At 68.7% G+C, this 20,357-nt stretch carries 17 protein-coding genes and 1 pseudogene; 6 read left to right on the top strand and 12 right to left on the bottom strand.

The window, feature by feature from the left end; all coding sequences use genetic code 11:
- Positions 1–126 precede the first annotated feature (126 nt).
- The 4 genes and pseudogenes from QM714_RS06875 to QM714_RS06860 all read right to left on the bottom strand — a co-directional run.
- Positions 127–1,332, bottom strand: a complete 1,206-nt coding sequence (locus QM714_RS06875; protein WP_415098868.1) for a serine hydrolase domain-containing protein — start codon at positions 1,330–1,332, stop codon at positions 127–129.
- A gap of 82 nt (positions 1,333–1,414) precedes the next feature.
- Positions 1,415–3,199: a biotin carboxylase gene (locus tag QM714_RS06870; protein WP_415098866.1), complete on the bottom strand. Its 1,785-nt coding sequence runs from the start codon at positions 3,197–3,199 to the stop codon at positions 1,415–1,417.
- 101 nt (positions 3,200–3,300) lie between these two features.
- On the bottom strand, positions 3,301–3,483 hold the full coding sequence (locus QM714_RS06865; RefSeq protein WP_415098864.1) for a glycoside hydrolase family 15 protein: 183 nt from the start codon (positions 3,481–3,483) through the stop codon (positions 3,301–3,303).
- Positions 3,484–3,632: 149 nt separating this feature from the next.
- Positions 3,633–4,820 (bottom strand): annotated as a pseudogene (locus tag QM714_RS06860) (glycoside hydrolase family 15 protein); the annotation flags it as partial.
- 108 nt (positions 4,821–4,928) lie between these two features.
- Here QM714_RS06860 and QM714_RS06855 point away from each other — a divergent pair.
- Positions 4,929–6,395, top strand: a complete 1,467-nt coding sequence (locus tag QM714_RS06855) for an aldehyde dehydrogenase family protein (protein ID WP_415098862.1) — start codon at positions 4,929–4,931, stop codon at positions 6,393–6,395.
- Positions 6,396–6,485: 90 nt separating this feature from the next.
- Positions 6,486–6,947: a universal stress protein gene (locus QM714_RS06850; RefSeq protein ID WP_415098860.1), complete on the top strand. Its 462-nt coding sequence runs from the start codon at positions 6,486–6,488 to the stop codon at positions 6,945–6,947.
- Here the strand turns inward: QM714_RS06850 and QM714_RS06845 are convergent.
- The 3 genes from QM714_RS06845 to QM714_RS06835 are packed head-to-tail and all read right to left on the bottom strand — an operon-like array spanning position 6,944 to position 9,251.
- Positions 6,944–8,101 (bottom strand): CynX/NimT family MFS transporter, encoded by a 1,158-nt coding sequence (locus QM714_RS06845; RefSeq protein WP_415098858.1) that lies wholly within the window; start codon positions 8,099–8,101, stop codon positions 6,944–6,946. The genes QM714_RS06850 and QM714_RS06845 overlap by 4 nt on opposite strands.
- Positions 8,102–8,157: 56 nt before the next feature.
- Positions 8,158–9,111 (bottom strand): agmatinase, encoded by a 954-nt coding sequence (gene speB / locus QM714_RS06840; protein ID WP_415098856.1) that lies wholly within the window; start codon positions 9,109–9,111, stop codon positions 8,158–8,160.
- Between the two features lie 2 nt (positions 9,112–9,113).
- Positions 9,114–9,251 carry a hypothetical protein gene (locus QM714_RS06835; RefSeq protein ID WP_415098854.1) on the bottom strand — a complete coding sequence of 46 codons (138 nt, stop codon included), beginning with the start codon at positions 9,249–9,251 and terminating at the stop codon, positions 9,114–9,116.
- A 434-nt stretch (positions 9,252–9,685) separates the two neighbouring features.
- On the opposite strand from QM714_RS06835, the gene mmuM reads away from it, so the two are divergent.
- A complete protein-coding gene (mmuM, locus tag QM714_RS06830; RefSeq protein ID WP_415098852.1) occupies positions 9,686–10,594 on the top strand; it encodes a homocysteine S-methyltransferase in 909 nt (302 codons plus the stop codon).
- An 18-nt stretch (positions 10,595–10,612) separates the two neighbouring features.
- On the opposite strand, the gene QM714_RS06825 is transcribed toward mmuM, so the two are convergent.
- The 3 genes from QM714_RS06825 to QM714_RS06815 all read right to left on the bottom strand — a co-directional run bounded on the left by QM714_RS06825 (position 10,613) and on the right by QM714_RS06815 (position 12,115).
- The gene (locus QM714_RS06825; RefSeq protein ID WP_415098850.1) at positions 10,613–11,371 is read right to left on the bottom strand and encodes an SDR family NAD(P)-dependent oxidoreductase; all 759 of its coding nucleotides are present in this window, start codon (positions 11,369–11,371) and stop codon (positions 10,613–10,615) included.
- A 61-nt stretch (positions 11,372–11,432) separates the two neighbouring features.
- On the bottom strand, positions 11,433–11,849 hold the full coding sequence (locus tag QM714_RS06820; protein ID WP_415098848.1) for a type II toxin-antitoxin system VapC family toxin: 417 nt from the start codon (positions 11,847–11,849) through the stop codon (positions 11,433–11,435).
- Positions 11,846–12,115 carry a type II toxin-antitoxin system Phd/YefM family antitoxin gene (locus QM714_RS06815; RefSeq protein WP_415098846.1) on the bottom strand — a complete coding sequence of 90 codons (270 nt, stop codon included), beginning with the start codon at positions 12,113–12,115 and terminating at the stop codon, positions 11,846–11,848. The genes QM714_RS06820 and QM714_RS06815 overlap by 4 nt, the downstream gene beginning before the upstream one ends.
- 111 nt (positions 12,116–12,226) lie before the next feature.
- Here QM714_RS06815 and QM714_RS06810 point away from each other — a divergent pair, with 111 nt between their 5' ends.
- Together QM714_RS06810 and QM714_RS06805 are read left to right on the top strand one after the other, a co-directional pair.
- Complete coding sequence (locus QM714_RS06810) at positions 12,227–13,645, top strand: GntP family permease (protein ID WP_415098844.1); 1,419 nt, start codon at positions 12,227–12,229, stop codon at positions 13,643–13,645.
- Positions 13,646–13,698: 53 nt separating this feature from the next.
- Positions 13,699–15,189 carry a gluconokinase gene (locus QM714_RS06805; RefSeq protein ID WP_415098842.1) on the top strand — a complete coding sequence of 497 codons (1,491 nt, stop codon included), beginning with the start codon at positions 13,699–13,701 and terminating at the stop codon, positions 15,187–15,189.
- Here QM714_RS06805 and QM714_RS06800 read toward each other — a convergent pair.
- Positions 15,176–16,957 (bottom strand): FG-GAP repeat domain-containing protein, encoded by a 1,782-nt coding sequence (locus tag QM714_RS06800; protein ID WP_415098840.1) that lies wholly within the window; start codon positions 16,955–16,957, stop codon positions 15,176–15,178. The genes QM714_RS06805 and QM714_RS06800 overlap by 14 nt on opposite strands.
- Positions 16,958–17,089: 132 nt before the next feature.
- On the opposite strand from QM714_RS06800, the gene leuS reads away from it, so the two are divergent.
- Complete coding sequence (leuS, locus tag QM714_RS06795) at positions 17,090–19,603, top strand: leucine--tRNA ligase (RefSeq protein WP_415098838.1); 2,514 nt, start codon at positions 17,090–17,092, stop codon at positions 19,601–19,603.
- Between the two features lie 73 nt (positions 19,604–19,676).
- Here leuS and QM714_RS06790 read toward each other — a convergent pair whose 3' ends face one another.
- The gene (locus QM714_RS06790; protein ID WP_415098836.1) at positions 19,677–20,312 is read right to left on the bottom strand and encodes a hypothetical protein; all 636 of its coding nucleotides are present in this window, start codon (positions 20,310–20,312) and stop codon (positions 19,677–19,679) included.
- Positions 20,313–20,357: the final 45 nt, after the last annotated feature.

Below are 20,357 nucleotides of genomic sequence, written 5' to 3'. Positions count from 1 at the left end.
GTCACCGCAATCGTCAGAAGAGTCCGAGCAGGTTGAGAGGGCACGGCAGCCCCCAACGGCGCGACCTCGTCGTGGATGAGCGCGGCTCGGTCGCGGCCGCCGAGGCGACGCGTCCGATCGCCTGGGTCAGCGGATGGCTTGTGAGATCGCGTCGAAGGCACGCAGGGTGGAGAAGAGCTTCCAGGCGTGCTGTGGCTCGGGCCAACTGGACAGCTTGGCGCCGACGACTCCGGTGGCGGGGTTGACGTAGATCATCTGGCCGTGGATGCCGAGGCAGACGAGGATGTCGCGGTCAGGGTAGGGAAGCCAGAACTGGTTGCGATACATCCCACCGGGCATCAGCGTCTCGCTCGGGCTGGCGGCGAACGCCTCGCGCGAGTCGGGATCGCCGCGGAAGGTGTCGTGGAGCCAACCCGGGGAGACGACCTGCTCTCCGGTCAGGGAGGTGCCGCCCCGCGCGAGCATGGCCCCGAAGCGGACCAGATCCCGCAGGGTGGCGCAGATGCCGCCGTCGAACATGCCCGCGCCGGCCGAGTCGACGGCAATCGTCGCGTCGTGCTCGGCGCCCAAGGGGCTCCAGAGCAGCCGAGACATCAAGGTGGGCATCCGCTCTCCGGCAGCGGCCTCGCAGATCCAGCCGAGGACGTCGGTCTCACCGCTGCGGTACTCGAAGGGGCCGCCGTGGGCATCCTTCTGCTCCAAGGTGAGCAGGAAGTCATACATCGTGTGGGGGACCGTCGGGTCCCTGCGTGGCGCCCAGCCGATCGCCTGCTCGAGGACTCGCACCTCGGCATCGGGGTCGAGGTACTCCTCGGAGAACCGGATCCCCGAGCGCATGTCGAGCAGATGGCGCACCGTCGCGCCGGCGTACCCGCTTCGTCCCAGATCGGGCACATAGGTCGTGAGTGGGGCGGTCGGGTCGAGGAGGCCGCGGTCCACCAGGGCGCCGGCGACGGTCCCGATCAGGGACTTGCTCACCGACATCAGCAGATGCCGTCGGTCGGGGTCCATGCCTTGCGGATAGTGCTCGGCGACGACCTCGCGGTGTCGCGTCACGATCCAGCCGTCGGTGTCGGTCGCGGCCATGATCTCGCCGACCTCGAGCACGGTGCCGTCGTAGAGCGTCACCTGGATCGCGGTCAGGTCAGAGACGGCATGCGCGAGCGTAGCGACCGGACCGACTCCTCGGGAGATCACCGCGGTGGGGAAGAGGTCCTCGATGTGCTGGAAGGCCCAGTGCAGTTGCGGCGCTGTCTGCCAGTTCTCCAGAGTGACCGGTCTGTCGAGGATCACCGGGCCGTCCGACTGGCCAGCCTGCTCTCCGGGCCCCACGGTGCTTCCCGACCTCCTTTGTTTGGGGCCTGACCCGTGGATCCCACCAGACGGATGTCACCCGGCCCAACGGCGACCGAGTCTAACTCGCAGCAACGGCACTTCCCTTGACCGCCCCGGGCCGTTCGGTGACCGATGCTGCGACCTCCTCGACGGGCTCGACGGTCTGCTCGGGGAGGGGTGCCTCGGCGACCTCGGCCGGAGCAGCAAGCGGAACGCCGGTGTAGTAGGCGCGCACTGAGTCGATCAGGTGCTTGGCCCTGATGGTGAGCCGAGTGGGTCGACCGGGCTTCCCGGTCTGCAGCCGCCCCTTGGTGACCAGGACGCCGAGGTCGGCACCCTTCCAGCGATAGTCGCCGGCCCCGTAGATCCGCAAGAAGAACGCCTCGTTGTCGTTCTGGAGCTGGTGCCAGTCGAGGGCGGCCCGTTGGTAGATCAGGGTGCCGTTGCCGTCGAGGGTGTAGGCGCCGGTCGGCGCGGCGGTGAGGATCTGCTCCACCTCGGGTGCCGTCTCCTTGATGATCATCTGCGACCACAGGTCGACAGCCGCCAACTCCTGCCAGCGCTGGTTGATCTCTTCAGCGTCGAGGTCAAAGTCGACGTCGAGGAACTCCAGGAGGTGGAAGAGGAACAGGGGCACATCGGCGTAGGCGCCCGCTGTCACGTTGGTGATCGAGGAGGCGCCGCTGATGCGTGGGTTGAGCTCTCCGAGATAGACCTCGTCGGCGTCGACATCGACCAGCACGTCGACCTCGAAGAAGCCGCGGTAGCCTTCCTGGCCGAGCCTGTCGCCGAGGCGGCGCACCAGCGTTGCCGCCCGGCTCCGCAGGTCGCCGGTGAGCACCTCGGGGAACATCTCGTTGCCACACCAACCACCGCGGTACGGCGTGAGCTTGCGGTGTCCGGTCAGCTCCGACATGAAAGGACCAACGATCGTGCCGGAGCTGGTGAGGACGGCCTCGACGGCTACCGGTCGATTGTTGATCCGCTTCATCACCTTGACCTCGTGGCCCACGATGTCCTTGCGGTGCTTGCGCCAGTCGCTCTCGGAGGCGATGAAGAAGGTGGTCTTGCCGGAGTCGCCGTACGCCGTCTGCACGACTAGGTCGTTGCCGAGCCCGGCCCCCTTGGCAGCCTTCATGAGGCCCTCGAAGTCCTCGACGGTCGCCAGCACGTTGGGCACGCTGGGCACCCCGACCTCGTTGCCTAGGCGGGTGGTCACCAACTTGGAGTCGAGGTGGGCCCGCAGTTCTGCGGATGGCAGGATCAGGTCATAGCCGAGCTCGTCACAGATCCGCTCGGTCTCCTGGTCGAAGAAGACCATCGCGATCTTCGGCCGCACGCCCGGCTTGGCGCGGGCGCTGATGAAGGCGCGCACCTCGGGATTCTCCAACAGCCAGTTGTTGATGTGTTCGCCGCTCTCGAACTCGACGTACGGCTTGTACCTCGGCGTGAAGACCCGCGGATGCGCGCCGTCCCAGGCGTCGTAGTAGGTGATGTAGCTGAAGTTGCGGACCCAGCGGTCCAGGCCGAGGAGGTTGAAGGGCGTCGCCCCCACGAAGTAGATCGGCACGTCGTTGGTGCGGAAGAAGTGGCGAACCTCGGAGATGTTCCGCAGTGGGCGACGGCCGGTGCCGCGGGGGGCGGCTGGAGCGAAGGCGGCGTCCATCGCCATCGTTGCGACCGGCTCTGACCCCGTTGGCATAGCGACCGAGCTCTCGGGTGCCGCTGCGCGCTTCCTCGGCGCGGTCTTCTTCGCGGCGGTTTTCTTGGTCGACGCAGCCTTCTTCGCCACGCCGCGCTTCTGCGCCGCGCTCGCCCGTCGGCGCGGTGTGGGCTTGTCCGGATCCTTGGTGGGGGCAGCCATAGTGGATCCTTCCGTCGGGGGTGGACGTGATTCGGTCAGGATGACGACGAGCGCAACCCGTCGCAGCTCGTGACCGCATGGTGGTCGGCGCGTCTGTAGCGTCAGTGTGATGCCGGCGGCGCAAGGCTCTCCTGGTCGGCGGCCCGGACCAGAGCGTCGGCCGCGCGCACCAGGGCGAGATGTGAGAAGGCTTGCGGAGTGTTGCCGACATGCCGATGACCCTCGACGTCGTACTCCTCCGAGAGCATGCCCACATCATTGGCGAGCCCGCACAGTCGATCCATGAGTCTCCTCGCCTCGGGCGTTCACCCCGTCGCCGCATACTGCTGGACCAGCCAGAACGAACAGGCGAGGAACGATGCTCAGCCCCGGCCAGTCCGTCCACGCCTGCCTCAGTGCGGTAGCGGTGCACTAGCCCGTCTGCCAACAACACGCGCTCGATCTCAGCGACGGTGCCGAGCATCCGCGGGTCATTCGCTGCGCAGAAGCCGACCTGCGGCAAGATCAACAAGGCCGCATCAACCTCGGTCGATCCGTAGGACTGTGTGAAATGGCCGCGGGCGGCGTTGTAGCCCTGCTCGTCGATCTCTGCGTGGAGCTGGTCGCGCAACTGCTCCCATAGCTCGACCGGGCCGTCGAGGCCGTGATCGCGGACCGCGCGGACGGCCCGGTCGAAGGCCGCCCACACCATGACTCGGGAGTGGGTGAACATCCGCGGATCCCCGCGGATCTCCCAGATGCCGTTGTCGGGCCGCTCCAGCTGATCGTGGACGTGGGAGAGCAGGGCGCACTCCAGCGGCCAGGAGAATGCCGACTCCTGAAGGCCGGCCGCGCGGGCGGCGCTCAGCGCCACGAGCACTTCACCGACGACATCTGCTTGATACTGCTCCGCCGCGCCGTTCCCGATTCGCACCGGGCTGGCGCCGTCGTATCCGGGCAGGCTGGCCAGCTCCCGTTCCCACAGATCCCGCTCGCCGTCGACGCCGTAGACGATCTGCATCTGGGCGATGGCGGCGTCGCAGGGGAGTGGGTCGGCCGCGTCGTGGTGAGCGGCATACCAGGTCAGAGTGATGTCGACAGTCTGACCGGCCCTCACGGTCACCGCTCTACTGCGCGCGTGGTTGTCCGCATCGAGCCTTGCCCCGCGGATGACCAGCGCATCTGGTCCGGCGATCGCATGCAGCTCCGGCGAGTGGGCGCTGCCGACCTGGCGAACCCACGGGAGTGCGCGGGCATAGTCGAAGCGCAGCTGCAGTCGGTGAGTGAAGTCCACCGTGCCGCTGATTCCCACGATCCGGCGGACGAGGTCGATGCGGCGGACCACGTCGAGACGTCGCTGATCGATCGGCATCACATCATGCACCTCGGCAACGCCGGACGCCGTCTCCCACCGGGTGACGAGTTCGAAGCTGTCGCCTTCGTAGTGCCGAGTGCAGGTCGCCTCGATCTCGGCCGGGCGAAGGCCCCAGTGGCCGTGCCCGTCGTCGCCCAGAAGGCCACCGAAGACAGAGCCAGCGTCGAACCGGGGGAGACACAGCCAGTCGATGCTGCCGTCGCGGGAGACGAGCGCGGCGGTTCGGCAGTCACTCAGGAGCGCATAGTCTTCGATCGGAGCGGGCATCAATGACGATCATTGCAGGCGACTGGCCTGCCCAGGATCCCGGCGACGCAAGAGTGACTAGGCTGCCCCGGTGACCCCGGCAGGGGTCCGGTCGACAAGGAGGACGACGTGTCCGAGTCCACGACTTCAGTCGAGTCGCACGACTACCAGATGTTCGTCGATGGGAGGTGGCAGGCAGCGGCGGCGGGAGCGACCGCGCAGGCGTGGAGCCCGGCGACCGGAGAGGTGATCGGCACCGTCCCCGACGGCGATCGCGACGATGCTCGGACGGCGATCGCCGCCGCCAGGCGGGCTGCGCCTGTGTGGGAGCGGTTGTCCGCCTTCGATCGGGCCACCATGCTGCACCGGGTCGCGGACGTCATCGAGAGTCGCCGCGACCATCTGGCGCGCACCCTCACCCTGGACCAGGGCAAGCCGCTGCGGACCGAGGCGTACGACGAGGTGGCCGAGCTGGTGCTCTACTGGCGGATGGCGGCCGAGGACGGCAAGCGCCTGGGCGGTTTCCTCCCCAACTCGGCGAGCACCGGCAAGCGTGCTCTCCTGGTGCGTCGGCCGCTGGGTGTGGTGGGGGTGATCTCGCCGTGGAACTGGCCCTACACGATGCCCTCGGAGCTCGTCGCGCCAGCGCTCGGTGCGGGCAACACCGTGGTCTGGACACCGGCGCCGTCAACATCGGTGTGTGCCGTCGCGCTGGCCGAGTGTGTGGCCGAGGCGGACCTGCCGGCGGGTGTGTTCAATCTGGTCACCGGCCCCGGCCCGGTCGTGGGTGACGAGATCGCCCGCAGTGCGGACACCGATGCGGTGGCCTTCATCGGCTCCACCGCTACCGGTCGACTGGTCGCCGCTGCGGCGGCAGGGAAGCCTGCCGTGCTCGAGATGGGCGGCAACGGTCCCATCGTCGTGATGGACGACGCCGACCTCGACCGGGCGGTCGAAGGAGTCGTCGGGGCTTGCTTCTTGTGCGCAGGGCAGTCCTGCACGGCCGGGGAGCGGCTCTTGGTGCACGAGCGGGTGCGCGAGGAGTTCACCGACCGGCTCGCCGCCGCCGTTCAGGCCCAGGTGCACCTGGGTGACCCGTTCGACGACGCCACCACGATGGGTCCGCTGAACAACGCCGGCGTGGCGGTGAAGATGGACGAGCACGTGGCGGACGCCATCGACCGTGGCGCCACGGTCGTCACCGGCGGTGCACGCGAGGCCGGCCGCCCGACGGACCTCTACTGGGAGCCCACGGTGCTCAGCGGCGTCCCGGCCGACGCCGTCGCCGCCACCGAGGAGACCTTCGGACCGATCGCTCCGGTGGTCTCGATCTCGTCTCTGGACGAGGCGATCGCGCTGACGAATGCCTCGCCGTACGGCCTGTTGGCCGGCATCTACACGCGCGACCTCGCCACCGGGATGGCCTTCGCGGACGCGGTGCGGACGGGTTGGGTCAATATCAACGAGTCGTCGAACTACTGGGAGAGCCACTTGCCGTTCGGCGGTCGCTCCGGCACCGACAGCGGCCGCGGCCGAGTCGGCGGTGCCCACGTCCTAGAAGCGTTCTCCGAGCTGCAGACCGTCATCATCGGATAACGCCGACCCGGCTCGACGGGGTTGTAGGAGCGAGCCTGGAGGTCGAGCCTGGAGGTCCGGGGCCCCGCATGTCGATGACATGATCGAGGCATGAGTGAGACAGCGGAGCTCGCGCCGTCGGGCGTGGTGGTGGGAGACGACGGGTCGGCCAACGCGCGAGCGGCCGTCGAGTTCGCGGCGGAGGAGGCAACCAGGCGTGGCCTGCCTCTGCATGTCATCCGCTGCTACTCGATGTCGACCGCGCCGCGGCCCGACGGCCTGCCGTTCGGCTACGTCCCCTCCGAGGCCGAGCTCGGAGAGTCGCTTCGCGCCTTCCTCGAGAAGCAATGGGCGGGCCTGGCCGCACCCAGTGTCGAGGTGCATGTCGTCGCCGCGCCCGCCGCCCAGACGCTGATCTCCGCCGGTGACACCGCTACCGTGCTGGTCGTCGGCGCCTGTGGTCAGGGCCGGCTCGAGGGCCTCCTGCTCGGCTCGGTGGCGGACAAGGTCGTCCGGCTGACCTCCTGTCCGGTCATCGTGGTGAAGAGAACTCGCGATCTCCAGGGAACCTAGGGCATCACGCCCGAGTGGACCGTTCGGTCCCGGCCAGCGGGGATCGCGACCGCGGTCTGGGCGACAGCCAGCGCGGCGATCAGGATCAAGGTGGCCTGCCAGCTCCCGGTGCGCTGACCGAGGTAGCCGGCGACGACCGGCCCCGCCGCGGCGAACAGGTAGCCCAGCGACTGGGTCATGCCGGACAGTTGGGTGGTCTCCTGGTGGTTGCGCCCGCGCAGACTGATCAAGGAGAGTGCCAGCACCAGCGAGGACCCGCTGCCGAATCCGGCCACGACCACCCACAGCAGCGCCAAATCGGGCACGAACAGTAGACCCAGCGCAGCGATGACAACCGGGACACTCGATGTCACGGCAGCCACGACCTGGTTGTCGGGGCGCCGCATCAGCCGGGGGATCGCCAGGCCAGCCAGCAGTCCGACAAGCTGGTAGCTGAACAGGTGCAGCCCGGCCTCTCCCGCGGAGAGGCCGGCCGAGGTCTCGATGGTGGGCAGCCAGGTCACCATCACGTAGAAGATCGTGGACTGCAGACCCATGAACGCGGTCAGAAGCCACGCCATCGGCTGTCGCCACACGCTGACCGGCGGGTGGCCATCGCTCGGCTGGGGCTCCACCACGCTCGCGCCCGAGCGGGCTCGAGGCAACCACAACACCGCAACAACGAGCGCCGGCAACGCCCAGAAGCCGAGCGCCCCTCGCCAATCCGTCGCAGCGGCCAGCGGCACCGCCACCGCGGAGGCGACGGCCGCGCCGACTCCCATGCAGGCCGAGTAGATGCCGGTGGCGCGGGAGACGTTCGAGGCGTAGTCCTGCTTCACGATCGCCGGCACCAGCACGTTGCCGACCGCGATCGCGGATCCGATCACGAGGGTGCCGAGCCACAGACCGACCGAGCCGGTGTAGGAGCGGAGTCCGATGCCGCCGGCGAGGACCAGCAGCCCGGCCAACATGGCGCGGTCGGCGCCCCACCTAGTGGAGAGCTGGTGCACGAGCGGGGAGACCATGGCGAACGCGACCAGTGGCAGCGCCCCGAGCAGGCCCAACATCCCCTCGCTGAGTCCCTCGTCGTCGCCGATGTGCGGCAGCAGCGGTCCGACCACGGTGAGCGAGGGCCGCAGATTCAGGGTCACCAGGAAGACCAGGGCTGCGATCATCGGCGCCCATCGGTGAATCCGGCCCTCCCCGGCGCTTCCGGTGGACGACGTTGGTCTCACGAAGGGGCCATCAGTTGGGGTGCCATCACCGAGATCAACTCGTAGGCCACGCGTGCGGCAGCGATGCCGGTGATCTCGGCGTGGTCGTACGCCGGCGCGACCTCGACGATGTCGGCACCCACGAGGCGCAGCCCGGCCAAGCCGCGCAGGAAGGCGAGCAACTCGCGTGAGGCGAGCCCGCCCGCCTCTGGTGTGCCCGTGCCGGGCGCAAAGCCGGGATCGAGCACGTCGATGTCAACCGACACGTAGATTGGTCCCGATCCGAGCCGGGCTCGCATCCGCTCCACCAGCGTCGATACCGGCAGGGTGAGCAGGCTGTCGGCGGTGATGATCTGGAAGCCCAGGGCACCGTCTTGGACCAAGTCGTCAGCGGCGTACAGAGGACCGCGAATGCCCACGTGCAGGCACCGCTCAGGGTCGAGGAGGCCCTCCTCGCTCGCCCTGCGGAACGGCGTCCCGTGGGTGTACGGCGCCCCGAAGTAGGTGTCCCAGGTGTCCAGGTGAGCATCGAAGTGAAGCACGCCGATCGGGCCATGTGCCGAGGCCGCAGCACGCAGGAGCGGCAGCGCGATGGTGTGGTCGCCGCCCAGGGTGAGCAGTCGCGTTCCTCCCGAGGAGAGGTCGCCTGCGCCCGCTTGCACCTCGGTGATCGCGGCGTCGATGTCGAAGGGGTTGACCGCGATGTCGCCGGCGTCGGCGACTTGCTGGTGGGCGAAGGGTGCCAGCCCCAGCGCGGGGTTGAAGGGGCGTAGCAACTTGGAGGCTGCTCGGATATGGGCCGGGCCGAACCGGGCGCCTGGTCGATAGCTGACCCCACTGTCGAACGGGACACCGACCACTGCGATATCTGCGTGCGAGACCTGGTCCAGGCGAGGCAACCGGGCGAAGGTCGGTGTGCCTGCGAAGCGTGGGACCCGGGAGGAGTCCTCAGGTCCGAGAATGTCGGCCACGCTCACTCCTTGGTGTCTGGTCCGCCGAACGACGCCTGGCTGGCGACCTGGTCGCTGATGGCGTCGAACATCGCCAGAGCGCCGTTGCCCTGCCAGTTCGCCGGGGTCACCGGATCGGCGGGCAGCGTCTGCTCGGACATGGAGGTCGTCCCCTCGGGTCGGGTCTACCCGGGCATCCTGCCCGACGACCCGACCCCGAGCGCTACCGGGCGTCCGCCTCCAAGGCTCGGGTCCGGGTGCTCGCCGGGTTGCCGGGCGCTGGTGGTCGCTCCGGTCACCGCTTTCACAAGGTATCTCGGTATGCCCGCACTTCTCATTGCGTATGCGCCGTGAGAGGTGACGTCTTCCCCACCTAACTTGATGAACCAGCGACGGGTGTGACTGGCGGGATCGCAGCAGGGATAGGGTCCGCCGCTTGGGCCGAAACTGCATCTCGGCCCGTCTGGTGCGCGGTTGTGGGGGGTGAGTGCCAGGTAGACCCGGCACGCAGCACCCACAGGGGCGCAGGAGGCGCAAGAACACCGCAGCAGATCGCGACATTGCCTCGGCCGCGCTCTGGGTTGATGATGGGCGGATGTGCGCCAGCCTGCTCGAGGTCATGCGAGCCGGCCCGGTGATCCTCGACGGCGGGCTGGCGACCAGGCTCGAGGAGCGCGGCCACGAGTTGACTGACGATCTGTGGTCAGCTCGCCTGTTGGTCGACGACCCAGCCGAGATCGTGGCCGCCCACCTTGACTACTTTGCCGCTGGTGCTCAGGTCGCGACGACGGCGTCGTACCAGGTCTCCTACGAGGGGATGTCCCAGCGCGGCGTTGATCGAGCCGGGGCCAACCGTCTGCTGCAACGCAGCATCGCCCTCGCCAGAGAGGCAGCGCTGACCTTCGACGACGACAGGCCGCGATGGGTGGCTGCTTCGGTAGGGCCGTACGGCGCGGCGCTGGCGGACGGTTCGGAGTACACCGGTGACTACGGGCTGACCGTGCAGCAGCTGCGGGCCTGGCACCGGCCGCGACTGGCGGTGCTTGCCGAGGGGGGAGCGGACGTGCTCGCGCTGGAGACGCTGCCATCGCTGGCAGAGGCGGAGGCTCTGCTGACCGAGATCGCGGGCACGGGCGTCCCCTGTTGGCTGTCCATGACGGCCGACGAGGACACCACGCGTCGGGGCGAGCCGATCGCCGAGGCGTTTGCGATGGCCGGCGACGTGCCCGAGGTCATTGCTGTGGGAGTCAACTGCTGTGAGGCCATCGCCGCGCGGGCGTTGGTGTCACAGGCTGCTCGACTGTCCGGGAAGCCTGTGGTCGTCTACCCCAACAGTGGCGAGGGTTGGGACGACTCGTCGCGATCCTGGATCGGCGAGGGCGACTTCAAGCCCACGGCGGCGCGGGACTGGGTGCGTGACGGCGCGCGCCTGGTCGGCGGCTGCTGCCGGGTCGGGCCCGAGCAGATCGCCGGGATCGCAGACGCCCTTCTCGAGCCGGTCTGAGCTCAACGGTGAGTCCCGTCAGGTGATGGTCAGCCCACCGTCGACCGGGATGGTCTGACCGGTGACGTAGCCACCTGCGGGCGAGACCAACCAGACCAAGGTGGCGGCGAGCTCCTGCGCCTCGCCTTTGCGCGCGGCCGGAATCCGCGCGCCCATCGCGTCCAGATAGCCAGCGGGGTACTGATCGGTCATCTCGGAGGCGAAGAAGCCAGGCGCCAGCGCGTTGACGCGGATGCCCTTGCGGCCGGTCCACTGCTGAGCGAGGTCGCGGGTCAGTCCGATCAGAGCCGCCTTGCTGGCGGCGTACGCCGCCTGCGGCAGTCCCGCTGTGGTGATCGCGAGGATCGAGGAGATGTTGACGATGCTGGCGCCCTCACCCATCACCCGGCCGCAGGCCTGCGCCATCCAGTAGCAGCCGTTGAGGTTGACGTCGATGACTTGGCGGAACTGTTCGGGCGTCTCGCGAGTGGCCGGGACGGCGGTGCCGATGCCGGCGTTGTTGACCAGGATGTCCACCCTGCCGAAGCGCTCCATCGTCGCGTCCACCAGCGTCTGGCACTGCGCGGGGTCGGCGACGTCGGTGGCTACGGCGATCGCCTCCCGGCCGGCCGCCCTGACCAGCTCCTGGGTGTCGGCGAGCCGGTCCACCCGACGGGCGCCCAGGGCCACATCGGCGCCGGCCTCGGCGAGCGCCTGGGCAAAGGCCACGCCAAGACCGCTCGAGGCGCCGGTCACGATGGCCACCTTGTCATCAAGCCTGAACAGGTCGCTGATCATGGTGCGGACTCTAGCGACCGAGGATCGCGGCGCGCAGCAGGCGGAATCGATCAGTGGTTCCCTAACCCGCCGGTGCGAGGATCCTGAGGCCAGCACGACGCGCGGCATCCTGCAGTTCTTGGTCATACGTGGCGATCTCGTCGACGCCCAAGCGGAGTGCGACCTCGAGATGGATCGCATCGTTTGATCGCAACGGTGAATGCATACCGGCGCCGAGCATGTCGCCTCGGGTGAGATCGAAGAGGTCAACAGCCGCGAGCACCTGGTTGACCTCGGTGACGACGAGCACCGAGGGGTGTCGTCCAGCGGCGCAGTGAAGCTCGGCGTGCAACAGGAACGAGGAGACCAGACGCCGGTCGGGGTCATTGCCGATCAGGGTGGCGGCGAAGGCGGCCGACTCGGATTCCTCGATCAGCAATTTCATGGCTGCCGAGGCATCGAGGTAGCACACGGTCGCCGCGGCGAAGGGGACGCTCACCAGCGCCCTCGACTGTCCTCGAGAATCTGAGCTGTCGAGACGGCGGACTTGCTTCGTCTGACGTCACGCAGGGCGGAGGGCGAGGCCGTTGCCCGGCGGAGCTCTCCGCGAGCCGCCGCGTCGTCGAGGCCGGATCGGACGGGTGGTGGAGTGAGCCAGGCGACCACCGTGCCGTTGTTGGTGACTGCGAAGGTCTCGCCTGCCGCGGTGCGGCGGAGGTACTCTCCGCTGTTGTTGCGCATCTCGCGCTGGCTGATCGTCTCCACTCACCAAGCGTAGCACCATGTAGCACGCTCGGCCCCGGGGGCGGAAGAGCCAGCGCCCGCGGTCAGGGCTGCGGGGTTCCGGTCGGGGCCGAACCCCGCTAACCTCCGAACATGATCTCGGTTCTACCTCTCGCTGCAACGCCCCAGCTTTCCGACGCTTCCAACCTGCAGCTCACCCTGGCTGCGCTGGCGGGCATCGCCACCGTGGTCGTCTTGATCACGGTGGTCAAGCTGCATCCGTTCGTCTCGCTAATCCTCGGCGCCGCGGTGGTCGCGCTGGTTGCCTGGATCCCGGGTGCGGAGGCGGTGCAGAGTTTCACCTTCGGGGCGATCAACCCCAACGGCGGCTTCGCCGGCACGGCAGGCTCGGTCGCGCTGCTGATCGCGCTGGGCGCCATGCTCGGCCAGATCCTGATCGACTCCGGCGGCGCCAACCGCGTCGTCGACACCATCAGCGATCGACTGAGCGGCTCGGTGCTGCCCTGGGGGATGGCGCTGATGGCCGCCCTGATCGGCCTGCCGATGTTCTTCGAGATCGGCGTGGTCATCTTGGTGCCGATCGTGCTGATGGTCGCCCGCCGGTCGGGGCAGCGGCTGATGCTGATCGGCATTCCGGCTCTGGCCGGCCTCTCGGTGCTGCATGGCCTGGTGCCACCGCACCCCGGCCCCGAGGTCGCCATCTCGTCGTTGAACGCCGACCAGGGTCGCACGCTGCTGTTCGGGCTGATCGTCGCCGTGCCCACCCTGATCATCTGTGGCCCGTTGCTGGCACGGTTCATCGACCGACTGGTGCCGCTGGAGGCGCCGCCGCTGCCGGAGGGTGCGGAGGACAACGCCGATCTGCACACCGGCGCGACCCGTCGTCCCGGGTTCGGCCGCTCGGTCGCGATGCTGCTGCTGCCGGTCGTCCTGATGCTCCCGGCGGCGATCATCAACCTGTCCGTCCATGACCCCGAGAACCAGGTCCGGCAGATCCTCGACGTGATCGGCACCCCGTCGGTCGCCCTGCTGATCACCGTGTGCGTGGCCTACTTCGTGCTCGGCCTGGGTAGTGGCATGAGCAGCGCCCAGGCCAGTGACGCGCTGGGCCGCGGCCTTCCCGGCATTGCCGGCATCATGTTGATCGTCTGCGCTGGCGGCGGCTTCAAGCAGGTGCTGGTCGACGCGGGCGTCGGCAACGTGATCGCGGACTGGGCCACCGACCAGAACATCAGCGTGTTGGTGCTGGGCTGGCTGGTCGCGGTCGGCATCCGACTGGCCACCGGCTCGGCAACGGTCGCCACGGTGACCGCAGCCGGCATCGTCAGCGGCCTGGGCGCCGACCTCTCGGCCAACCACCTCGCACTGCTGGTGTTGGCGATCGGCTGTGGCTCGCTGTTCTTCTCCCACGTCAACGACGCGGGCTTCTGGCTGGTGAAGGAGTACTTCGGGATGACGGTTGGTCAGACGATCAGGTCTTGGTCGCTGATGGAGACCGCGATCTCGGTGGTCGGCTTCGTGCTGGTGATGCTGCTGAGCCTGGTCACCTAGCTCTTGCTCGGTGAGGACCGGAGCAGGAGCCGTCAGAGAGGAGTGTCGCGCACATGACACGCGGGATCGCCTTGGAGGACGCCGTACCTCCCTTGGTGCTCGCCCTCGACGTCGGCTCGACCGCCTGCCGGGGAGCGTTGTACGACGCCGCCGGCAGGCCGGTGGACAAGCGGGTGAAGATGCCGCACACGTTCACCTCCGCGCCCGATGGCACGTCGGTCATCGATCCGGACCAGGTGGCGAGCGAGATCATCGGGCTGCTCGACCAGCTCGCTGCTCGGGTCGAGCCCGGGACCGTGGGTGGGATCGCTTTCGACACCTTTGCCTCGTCGCTGGTCGCGGTCGACGACGACGGCCGGGCACTCACGCCGTGCTTCACCTACGCCGACGGTCGCTGCGCCGCCGAGGTCGACGGGCTTCGCGAGGAGGTCGACGAGCTGGAGCTCCAGCAGCGCACCGGGACTCGCATCCACAGCAGCTACTGGCCGGCCCGGCTGCGTTGGCTGACCCGCACGGAGCCGGGTCTGCGCGCTCGGCAGTACCTGTCGCTCGGTGACTACGTCTACCGGCGTGTCCTCGGCGAGACCTTCACCGGCACCTCGACGGCGGCGTGGACGGGGCTGATCGACCGGCGCAGCTGTGACTGGTCACCAGAAATGGTCCGGCTCAGCGGCATCGAGGTGGATCAGCTGCCACCCATCCGGCACCTCGACGAACCGTTCGAACCGACCGGCGAGAGCGCTCGGCGGGTCGCCCAGCGGTGGCCGGCCCTTGCCGGCGCCCAGTGGTTCGCACCCGTCGCGGACGGGCTCTCCGCCAACGTCGGCCTCGGCGCCAGCGACGCCACCATGATCGGGGCGAGCGGTGCCACCAGTGGCGCCCTGCGGGTGCTCGTCGACCGGTTGCCGGCCGACCTGCCGACGGGGCTGTGGTGCTACGCGGTCTCCCGGGACCGATGGCTGCTCGGGGGAGCGCTCAACGACGTGGGCCGGGCCACCGACTGGCTGGACGCCAACCTCGACCCGGCGCGGCTCGCTGACGAGCGGGTGAGTGCGGCGTTGCTCGCCGATCCGGTGCCGGGCACGCCCCTGGTGCTGCCTTTCCTGACCGGTGAGCGCAGTACGGGTTGGGCAAGCGACGCGCGCGGGATCCTGATCGGCGTGACCGCCGCGACTGGTGCGATCGAGCTCTATCGCGGTATGGCCGAGGGGATTGCGCTGAGCTTTGCCCGCGTTGCCGCCGAGCTTCGAGCTGCCTCGCCTCGTGCGGAGGGAGTTGCCGCCGGTGGACGGGTCGCGGTCGCTAGGCCAGAGTTGTTCCAGATCGTCAGCGATGTGATCGGGGTGCCGATCAAGATTGTCGACGCCAAACGGTCCACGCTGCTGGGCACTGCCCACCTCGCGCTCGACACGCTTGCGCCTGGCCGTGAGCGCTACCAGTTCCCACCCGGTCACACTTGTGAGCCGGTCGCTGGCCGTGAGCAGTACTACGCGGAGCGGCTCGCCAACTTCGAGCGGGTGTACGACGCCCTCATCCGGCGGTAGCGGGACCCATCCCGTTGCGGAGCAGGTTGCCGCGACCGGTGGGCCAGGGCAGGCAGTTCGTGCCCGAGCCGGGGACGTTGAAGACGTCCAGGCCGTGGTCGAGGGTGCTGGCCACGATCTCCAACGAACCGTTGCCGGTGAGGTCGCCGATCGAGGGCGCCGCCGGGATGCCGATCCCGTTGCCGTTGCGACCCTGGTGGGGCAGGCGGATCGAGAACAGCCGTTTGCCGTGGGCAGAGAGCACCACCAGCCGGCCGGAGCGCGGCTTGAGGGAGTAGGTGCCGAAGACCAGCTCCGGCACGCCGTCCTTGTTCAAGTCTGCGGCGACCACCTCGGAAGCGAAGGTCTTCGCCTTCCGCGGGGCGTAGCGATAGCTCCACAGTCGCTTGCCGGTCGGTCCGACGGCGTACACCCGGCCGCCGGGCACGGCCGCGACGATCTCCGGACGCTGGTCACCGAGGAGGTCGACGACGGTAGGTGCCGGGATGCCGGACGGGGGATACCAGTCGCCACTGCGTCGGTGGACCGGCTTGTTGGTCATCACCAGCTTCTCGAAGCCCCGATGCCGACGTGCCGAGCGGGAGCCGTCGCCGTAGGCGCCGTCGAGGGCCATGAACGCATAGCCCTGGGTCCGGTAGGGCTCGTGCTTCTCCGCGTTGGGCAGCCCGATCACCTCGTTGCGACCGTCGCCGTCGAGATCGGCGACCGAGGGTGGCGAGGCGGTCCACTGCAGCCACATCGTCTTGCGCACGCTCGGCCAGGGACCCTGGTGGGCGTGGTAGTGCCGTCGCTCCACCTTGGGGCTGGCCCACCTGATGAACTGGCCCCAACCCATCCGTCGGCCTTCGGCGCCAGACTCCCGGTTGGTGAACCAGGGCGACGCCAGGATCGAGGTGCCGTCGTTGTTGAAGGCGTTGATCTGGTGGTTGTCGAAGGTGGTGATGATCTCCAGCTCGGGGTCGTCGTCGATGTTGCCGATGCCGACGTTCTCGCCGTAGGCGCCGTATCCGTGGTTGCCGACCCTGTTGAAGTTGCGATCGTTGCCGCGGCCCTTGAGCTGGTTGTAGCGCGGCCAGGCGGGTTGGTGCCCGTCCTTGGGCTGGTAGAGCTTGCCCCGTGAGTTGAAGACGAACACCTGGGCTCCGGTGCTCGAGGTGTTCGTGGTGGTGACCACCACTTCGACGGTGCCGTTGCCATCGAGGTCGGCCGCCGCCATCCCGCGGGCCTCGGGGCTCTGCCCGCCGCTGCGGGTGGATGCTTTCCACACCGTCCGCAGCCGGCCCTTGCGGAGTTGGTACGCCGCCACGGTGCCCTCGTTGCCGGCCACCACGATCTCCTGACGCCCGTCGCCATCAAGGTCGGCCACCACCGACGGGGCATAGACCCGCCCCTTGGTCGCCGTACCTCTGCCCAGCCGGTGCCCCAGCGCGTCGAAGACGAAGGTGGAGTAGAAGGGCGCCACGATCTCCAGGCGCCCGTCGTGGTCGAGATCGACCAGTCCGGGGGAGGAGAACCAGCCGGTCTCGCCGGTGTCGATCCGGCGCACATGGCGGGGCTTGTGCACCGGCGCCGAGCCGCCCGCAGCCACACACGCCGCCGCGGCCGGAGCTTCGGCGGGTGCATCGACGGCGGTGTCGCCGACCGGCCCGGTCCCGCAGCCGCCGACGAGGAGGAGCGCAAGGCCGACGGGCGCGGCTGAGCGGGGGAGGTGAGCAGGACGACGCATGTCGGCTGACCCTACTCGCGCGAAGCGGTAGACTGTCGCCATGTGCAGGACACTGCTTCTTATCTAGCCGCGTCGGGTGCGTTCATGTGACCACCAGCGACGCGGCTGCCCCTCGTGCCCGAGGGGCTTTTTCATGTCCGAACCAGTCCCGGAGCAGACAGCGAGAGAGACGAGATGAGCGAGCAGCAGCCTCCAGCCGATGCGGCACCGTCGAGTGCGGTCGAGCGCGAGCAGTACGACGTCCAGGCGACGCAGGCCAAATGGTTGCCGGTCTGGGAGAAGCTGGACCCCTTCCGCGCCGATGACGACTCTCCGCGGGAGAAGCGCTATGCGCTGACGATGTTCCCCTACCCGAGTGGCGACCTGCATATGGGTCACGCGGAGGTGTTCGCGCTGCATGACGTGATCGCCCGCTATTGGTGGCAGCGTGGCTACGAGGTGTTGAACCCGATGGGCTTCGACTCGTTCGGGCTGCCGGCGGAGAACGCAGCCATCCGCAACGACGAGCACCCCGCGGTCTTCACCTACGCCAACATCGCCCGCTCGATCGAGTCGTGCCGACAGTACGCCGCCAGCTTCGACTGGAGCCGCACGCTGAACACCTCCGACCCGGAGTACTACCACTGGACCCAGTGGCTGTTCCTGCGCTTCTTCGAGCGTGGGTTGGCCTACCGCAAGAACTCGCCGGTGAACTGGTGCCCACAGGACCAGACCGTACTGGCCAACGAGCAGGTGGTCGACGGGCGCTGTGAGCGGTGCGGAGCGGAAGTCACCAAGCGTGAGCTGACGCAGTGGTACTTCAAGATCACCGACTACGCCCAGGAGCTGCTGGACGACCTGGACGTGCTGGCGCCGACCTGGCCCGAGCGGGTGGTGACCGCCCAGCGGAACTGGATCGGCCGCTCCGAGGGAGCGCACGTCGACTTCGAGGTGAACCTGGCCGATGGGACGACCCGGCGTACGACCGTCTACACCACCCGGCCGGACACCCTGTACGGCGCGACGTTCATGGTGGTCGCGGCCGATGCCGCGATGGCCGCCGAGGTCTGTGCGCCCGACCAGCAGGAGGCTCTGACGGACTATCTGGCCGAGACCCGGAAGGCCTCCGACATCGAGCGGCTGGCGACCGATCGGCCCAAGACCGGCGTCGATCTGGGCATCACGGCCACCAACCCGGTCAACGGCGAGCAGCTCCCGGTCTGGGCGTCGGACTACGTGCTGGCCGACTACGGCACCGGCGCGATCATGGCGGTGCCCGCCCACGACCAGCGCGACCTGGACTTCGCCCACGCCATGGGTCTGCCGGTCCGCCGGGTGGTCGACACCGGCGAGGACAACCCGGAGGAGACCTACGTCGCCACCACCGGGGACGGCGTCTATGTGAACTCCGGTCCCCTGGACGGCTTGAGCGACAAGGCCGCCGGCATCACCCGCATCGTGGAGCGGCTGGAGGCCGAGGGGACCGGCACCGGTGCGGTCAACTTCCGGCTGCGTGACTGGCTGCTATCTCGTCAGCGCTACTGGGGCGTGCCGATCCCGATCGTGCACTGCGCCACGTGCGGCGAGGTCGCCGTACCCGACGACCAGCTGCCGGTCACCCTGCCCGAGCTGCGCGGCGCAGACTTGAAGCCGAAGGGCGTCTCGCCGCTGGCAGCCGCCGAGCAGTGGATCAACGTCACCTGCCCGCGGTGCGGCGGACCGGCCAAGCGGGACAGCGACACGATGGACACCTTCGTGGACTCGTCGTGGTACTTCCTGCGCTACTGCTCGCCCGGCGACCAGACCCAGGCGTTCGACTCGGCCCGAGCCAATGCCTGGATGCCGTGTGACATCTACGTCGGCGGGGTCGAGCACGCGGTGCTGCACCTGCTGTACGCGCGGTTCTTCACCAAGGTGCTGGCCGACATGGGGATGTTGGACTTCAGAGAGCCGTTCTCGGCCCAGCTGAACCAGGGCTTCGTCATCAACCGCGGCAAGAAGATGAGCAAGTCGCTGGGCAACGGCGTCAGTTTGGGGGATCAACTTGCGGAGTTCGGAGTTGACGCGGTTCGTCTGACGCTGGTCTTCGCCGGCCCGCCCGAGGACGACATCGACTGGGCCGACGTATCGCCGGCCGGGTCGTTGCGCTTCCTGCAGCGCGCCTGGCGATTGGCCGGCGACGTGACCTCGGCACCGGAGGCCGATCCCGCCAGCGGCGACGTCGCCCTGCGCAAGGTCACCCACAAGACACTGCGTGACGCCGAGCAGCTGATCGAGGGCTTCCGCTTCAACGTGATGGTGGCCCGGACTATGGAGCTGGTGAACGCCACCCGCAAGGCGATCGACGCTGGCGTCGGCCCGGCTGACCCTGCCGTGCGTGAGGCGGCCGAGGCGGTCGCGATCCTGCTGTCCCTGGTGGCGCCGTACACCGCCGAGGAGATGTGGGAGCGGTTGGGGCACGAGCCCACCGTGGCCCGCGTGGGGTGGCCGACGGTCGAGCCGGCGCTGCTGGTCGAGGACTCGGTGACTGCGGTTGTGCAGATCCAGGGCAAGGTCCGCTCCCGGCTGGAGGTCTCCCCGGACATCACCGAGGCGGACCTGGAGGCGGCCGCGATGGCCGATCCGGCGGTGCAGCGTGCGATCGGAGACCAGCCGGTGCGCAAGGTGATCGTCCGTGCGCCCAAGCTGGTCAACGTGGTCGTCGGCTGACCGCTGCTGCGGGTAGCAGTCACGACGGCGGCGATCCGCCCCGCCCGGAGTCGTGCGGGGTCGTCGGATCCGCTCATCGCTCTGCTTGCCGGGCCAGCCCGCGGGCGATGTCGAGGCCGAGCGGGATGAACAGCACGCTCCAGATCAGCAGCGCGATCTGACGGAAGGGAAGACTGCCCGAGATGTTGGCGGGCGTCACCAGCGCGATGATGGCCACCCCGGTTGCGAGGATGGTCCACTTCCACGGGCCCCGCCACACACCTGCGCGCACGACGGCGATCCCGCCCACGATCGCACCGAGAGCGAAAACCATCGAGGTGATGCCGAAGACGGTGCTGACCGTCGTCGCGATGGATGAGTCGTTTGCCTTGCCGCCGATCAGGCCGCTCCACAGCTCCGCGACGGACAGCCCGAGGAGCCCGACGACACCGGCCCACAGTGCGAGGCGTCCGACACCGCTGTTGCCGGCTGCTTCGAGCCGGAGGGCGCCGATGAACCCGGCCGCCTGCAAGAGGTGGACGACCACGAGCAGCAGCGCCTCGGCAAGAAACAGTCCGGTCGGGTGCGGGTAGCTCCACTGGGTGTCGGAGACGTCGCCGATGCGGATCCCAGCCAGGACAGCCAGCGGCGCGGCCAACACACCCGAGGCTGCGCACGCGAGCCCGAGCGAACGTGTGGACGTGCTGGTCTGCGTGTCGCTGCCGGTCATGGCCCCCCACTGGATATAATTCAGCCTGAATTATTATCAGTTGAA

This window comes from Nocardioides sp. (genome assembly GCF_047602075.1).
In the GTDB taxonomy this organism is placed as follows: domain Bacteria; phylum Actinomycetota; class Actinomycetes; order Propionibacteriales; family Nocardioidaceae; genus Nocardioides.
The sequence above is the reverse complement of the archived record's forward strand: the minus strand, read 5'-3'. Positions and strand labels throughout refer to the sequence as shown.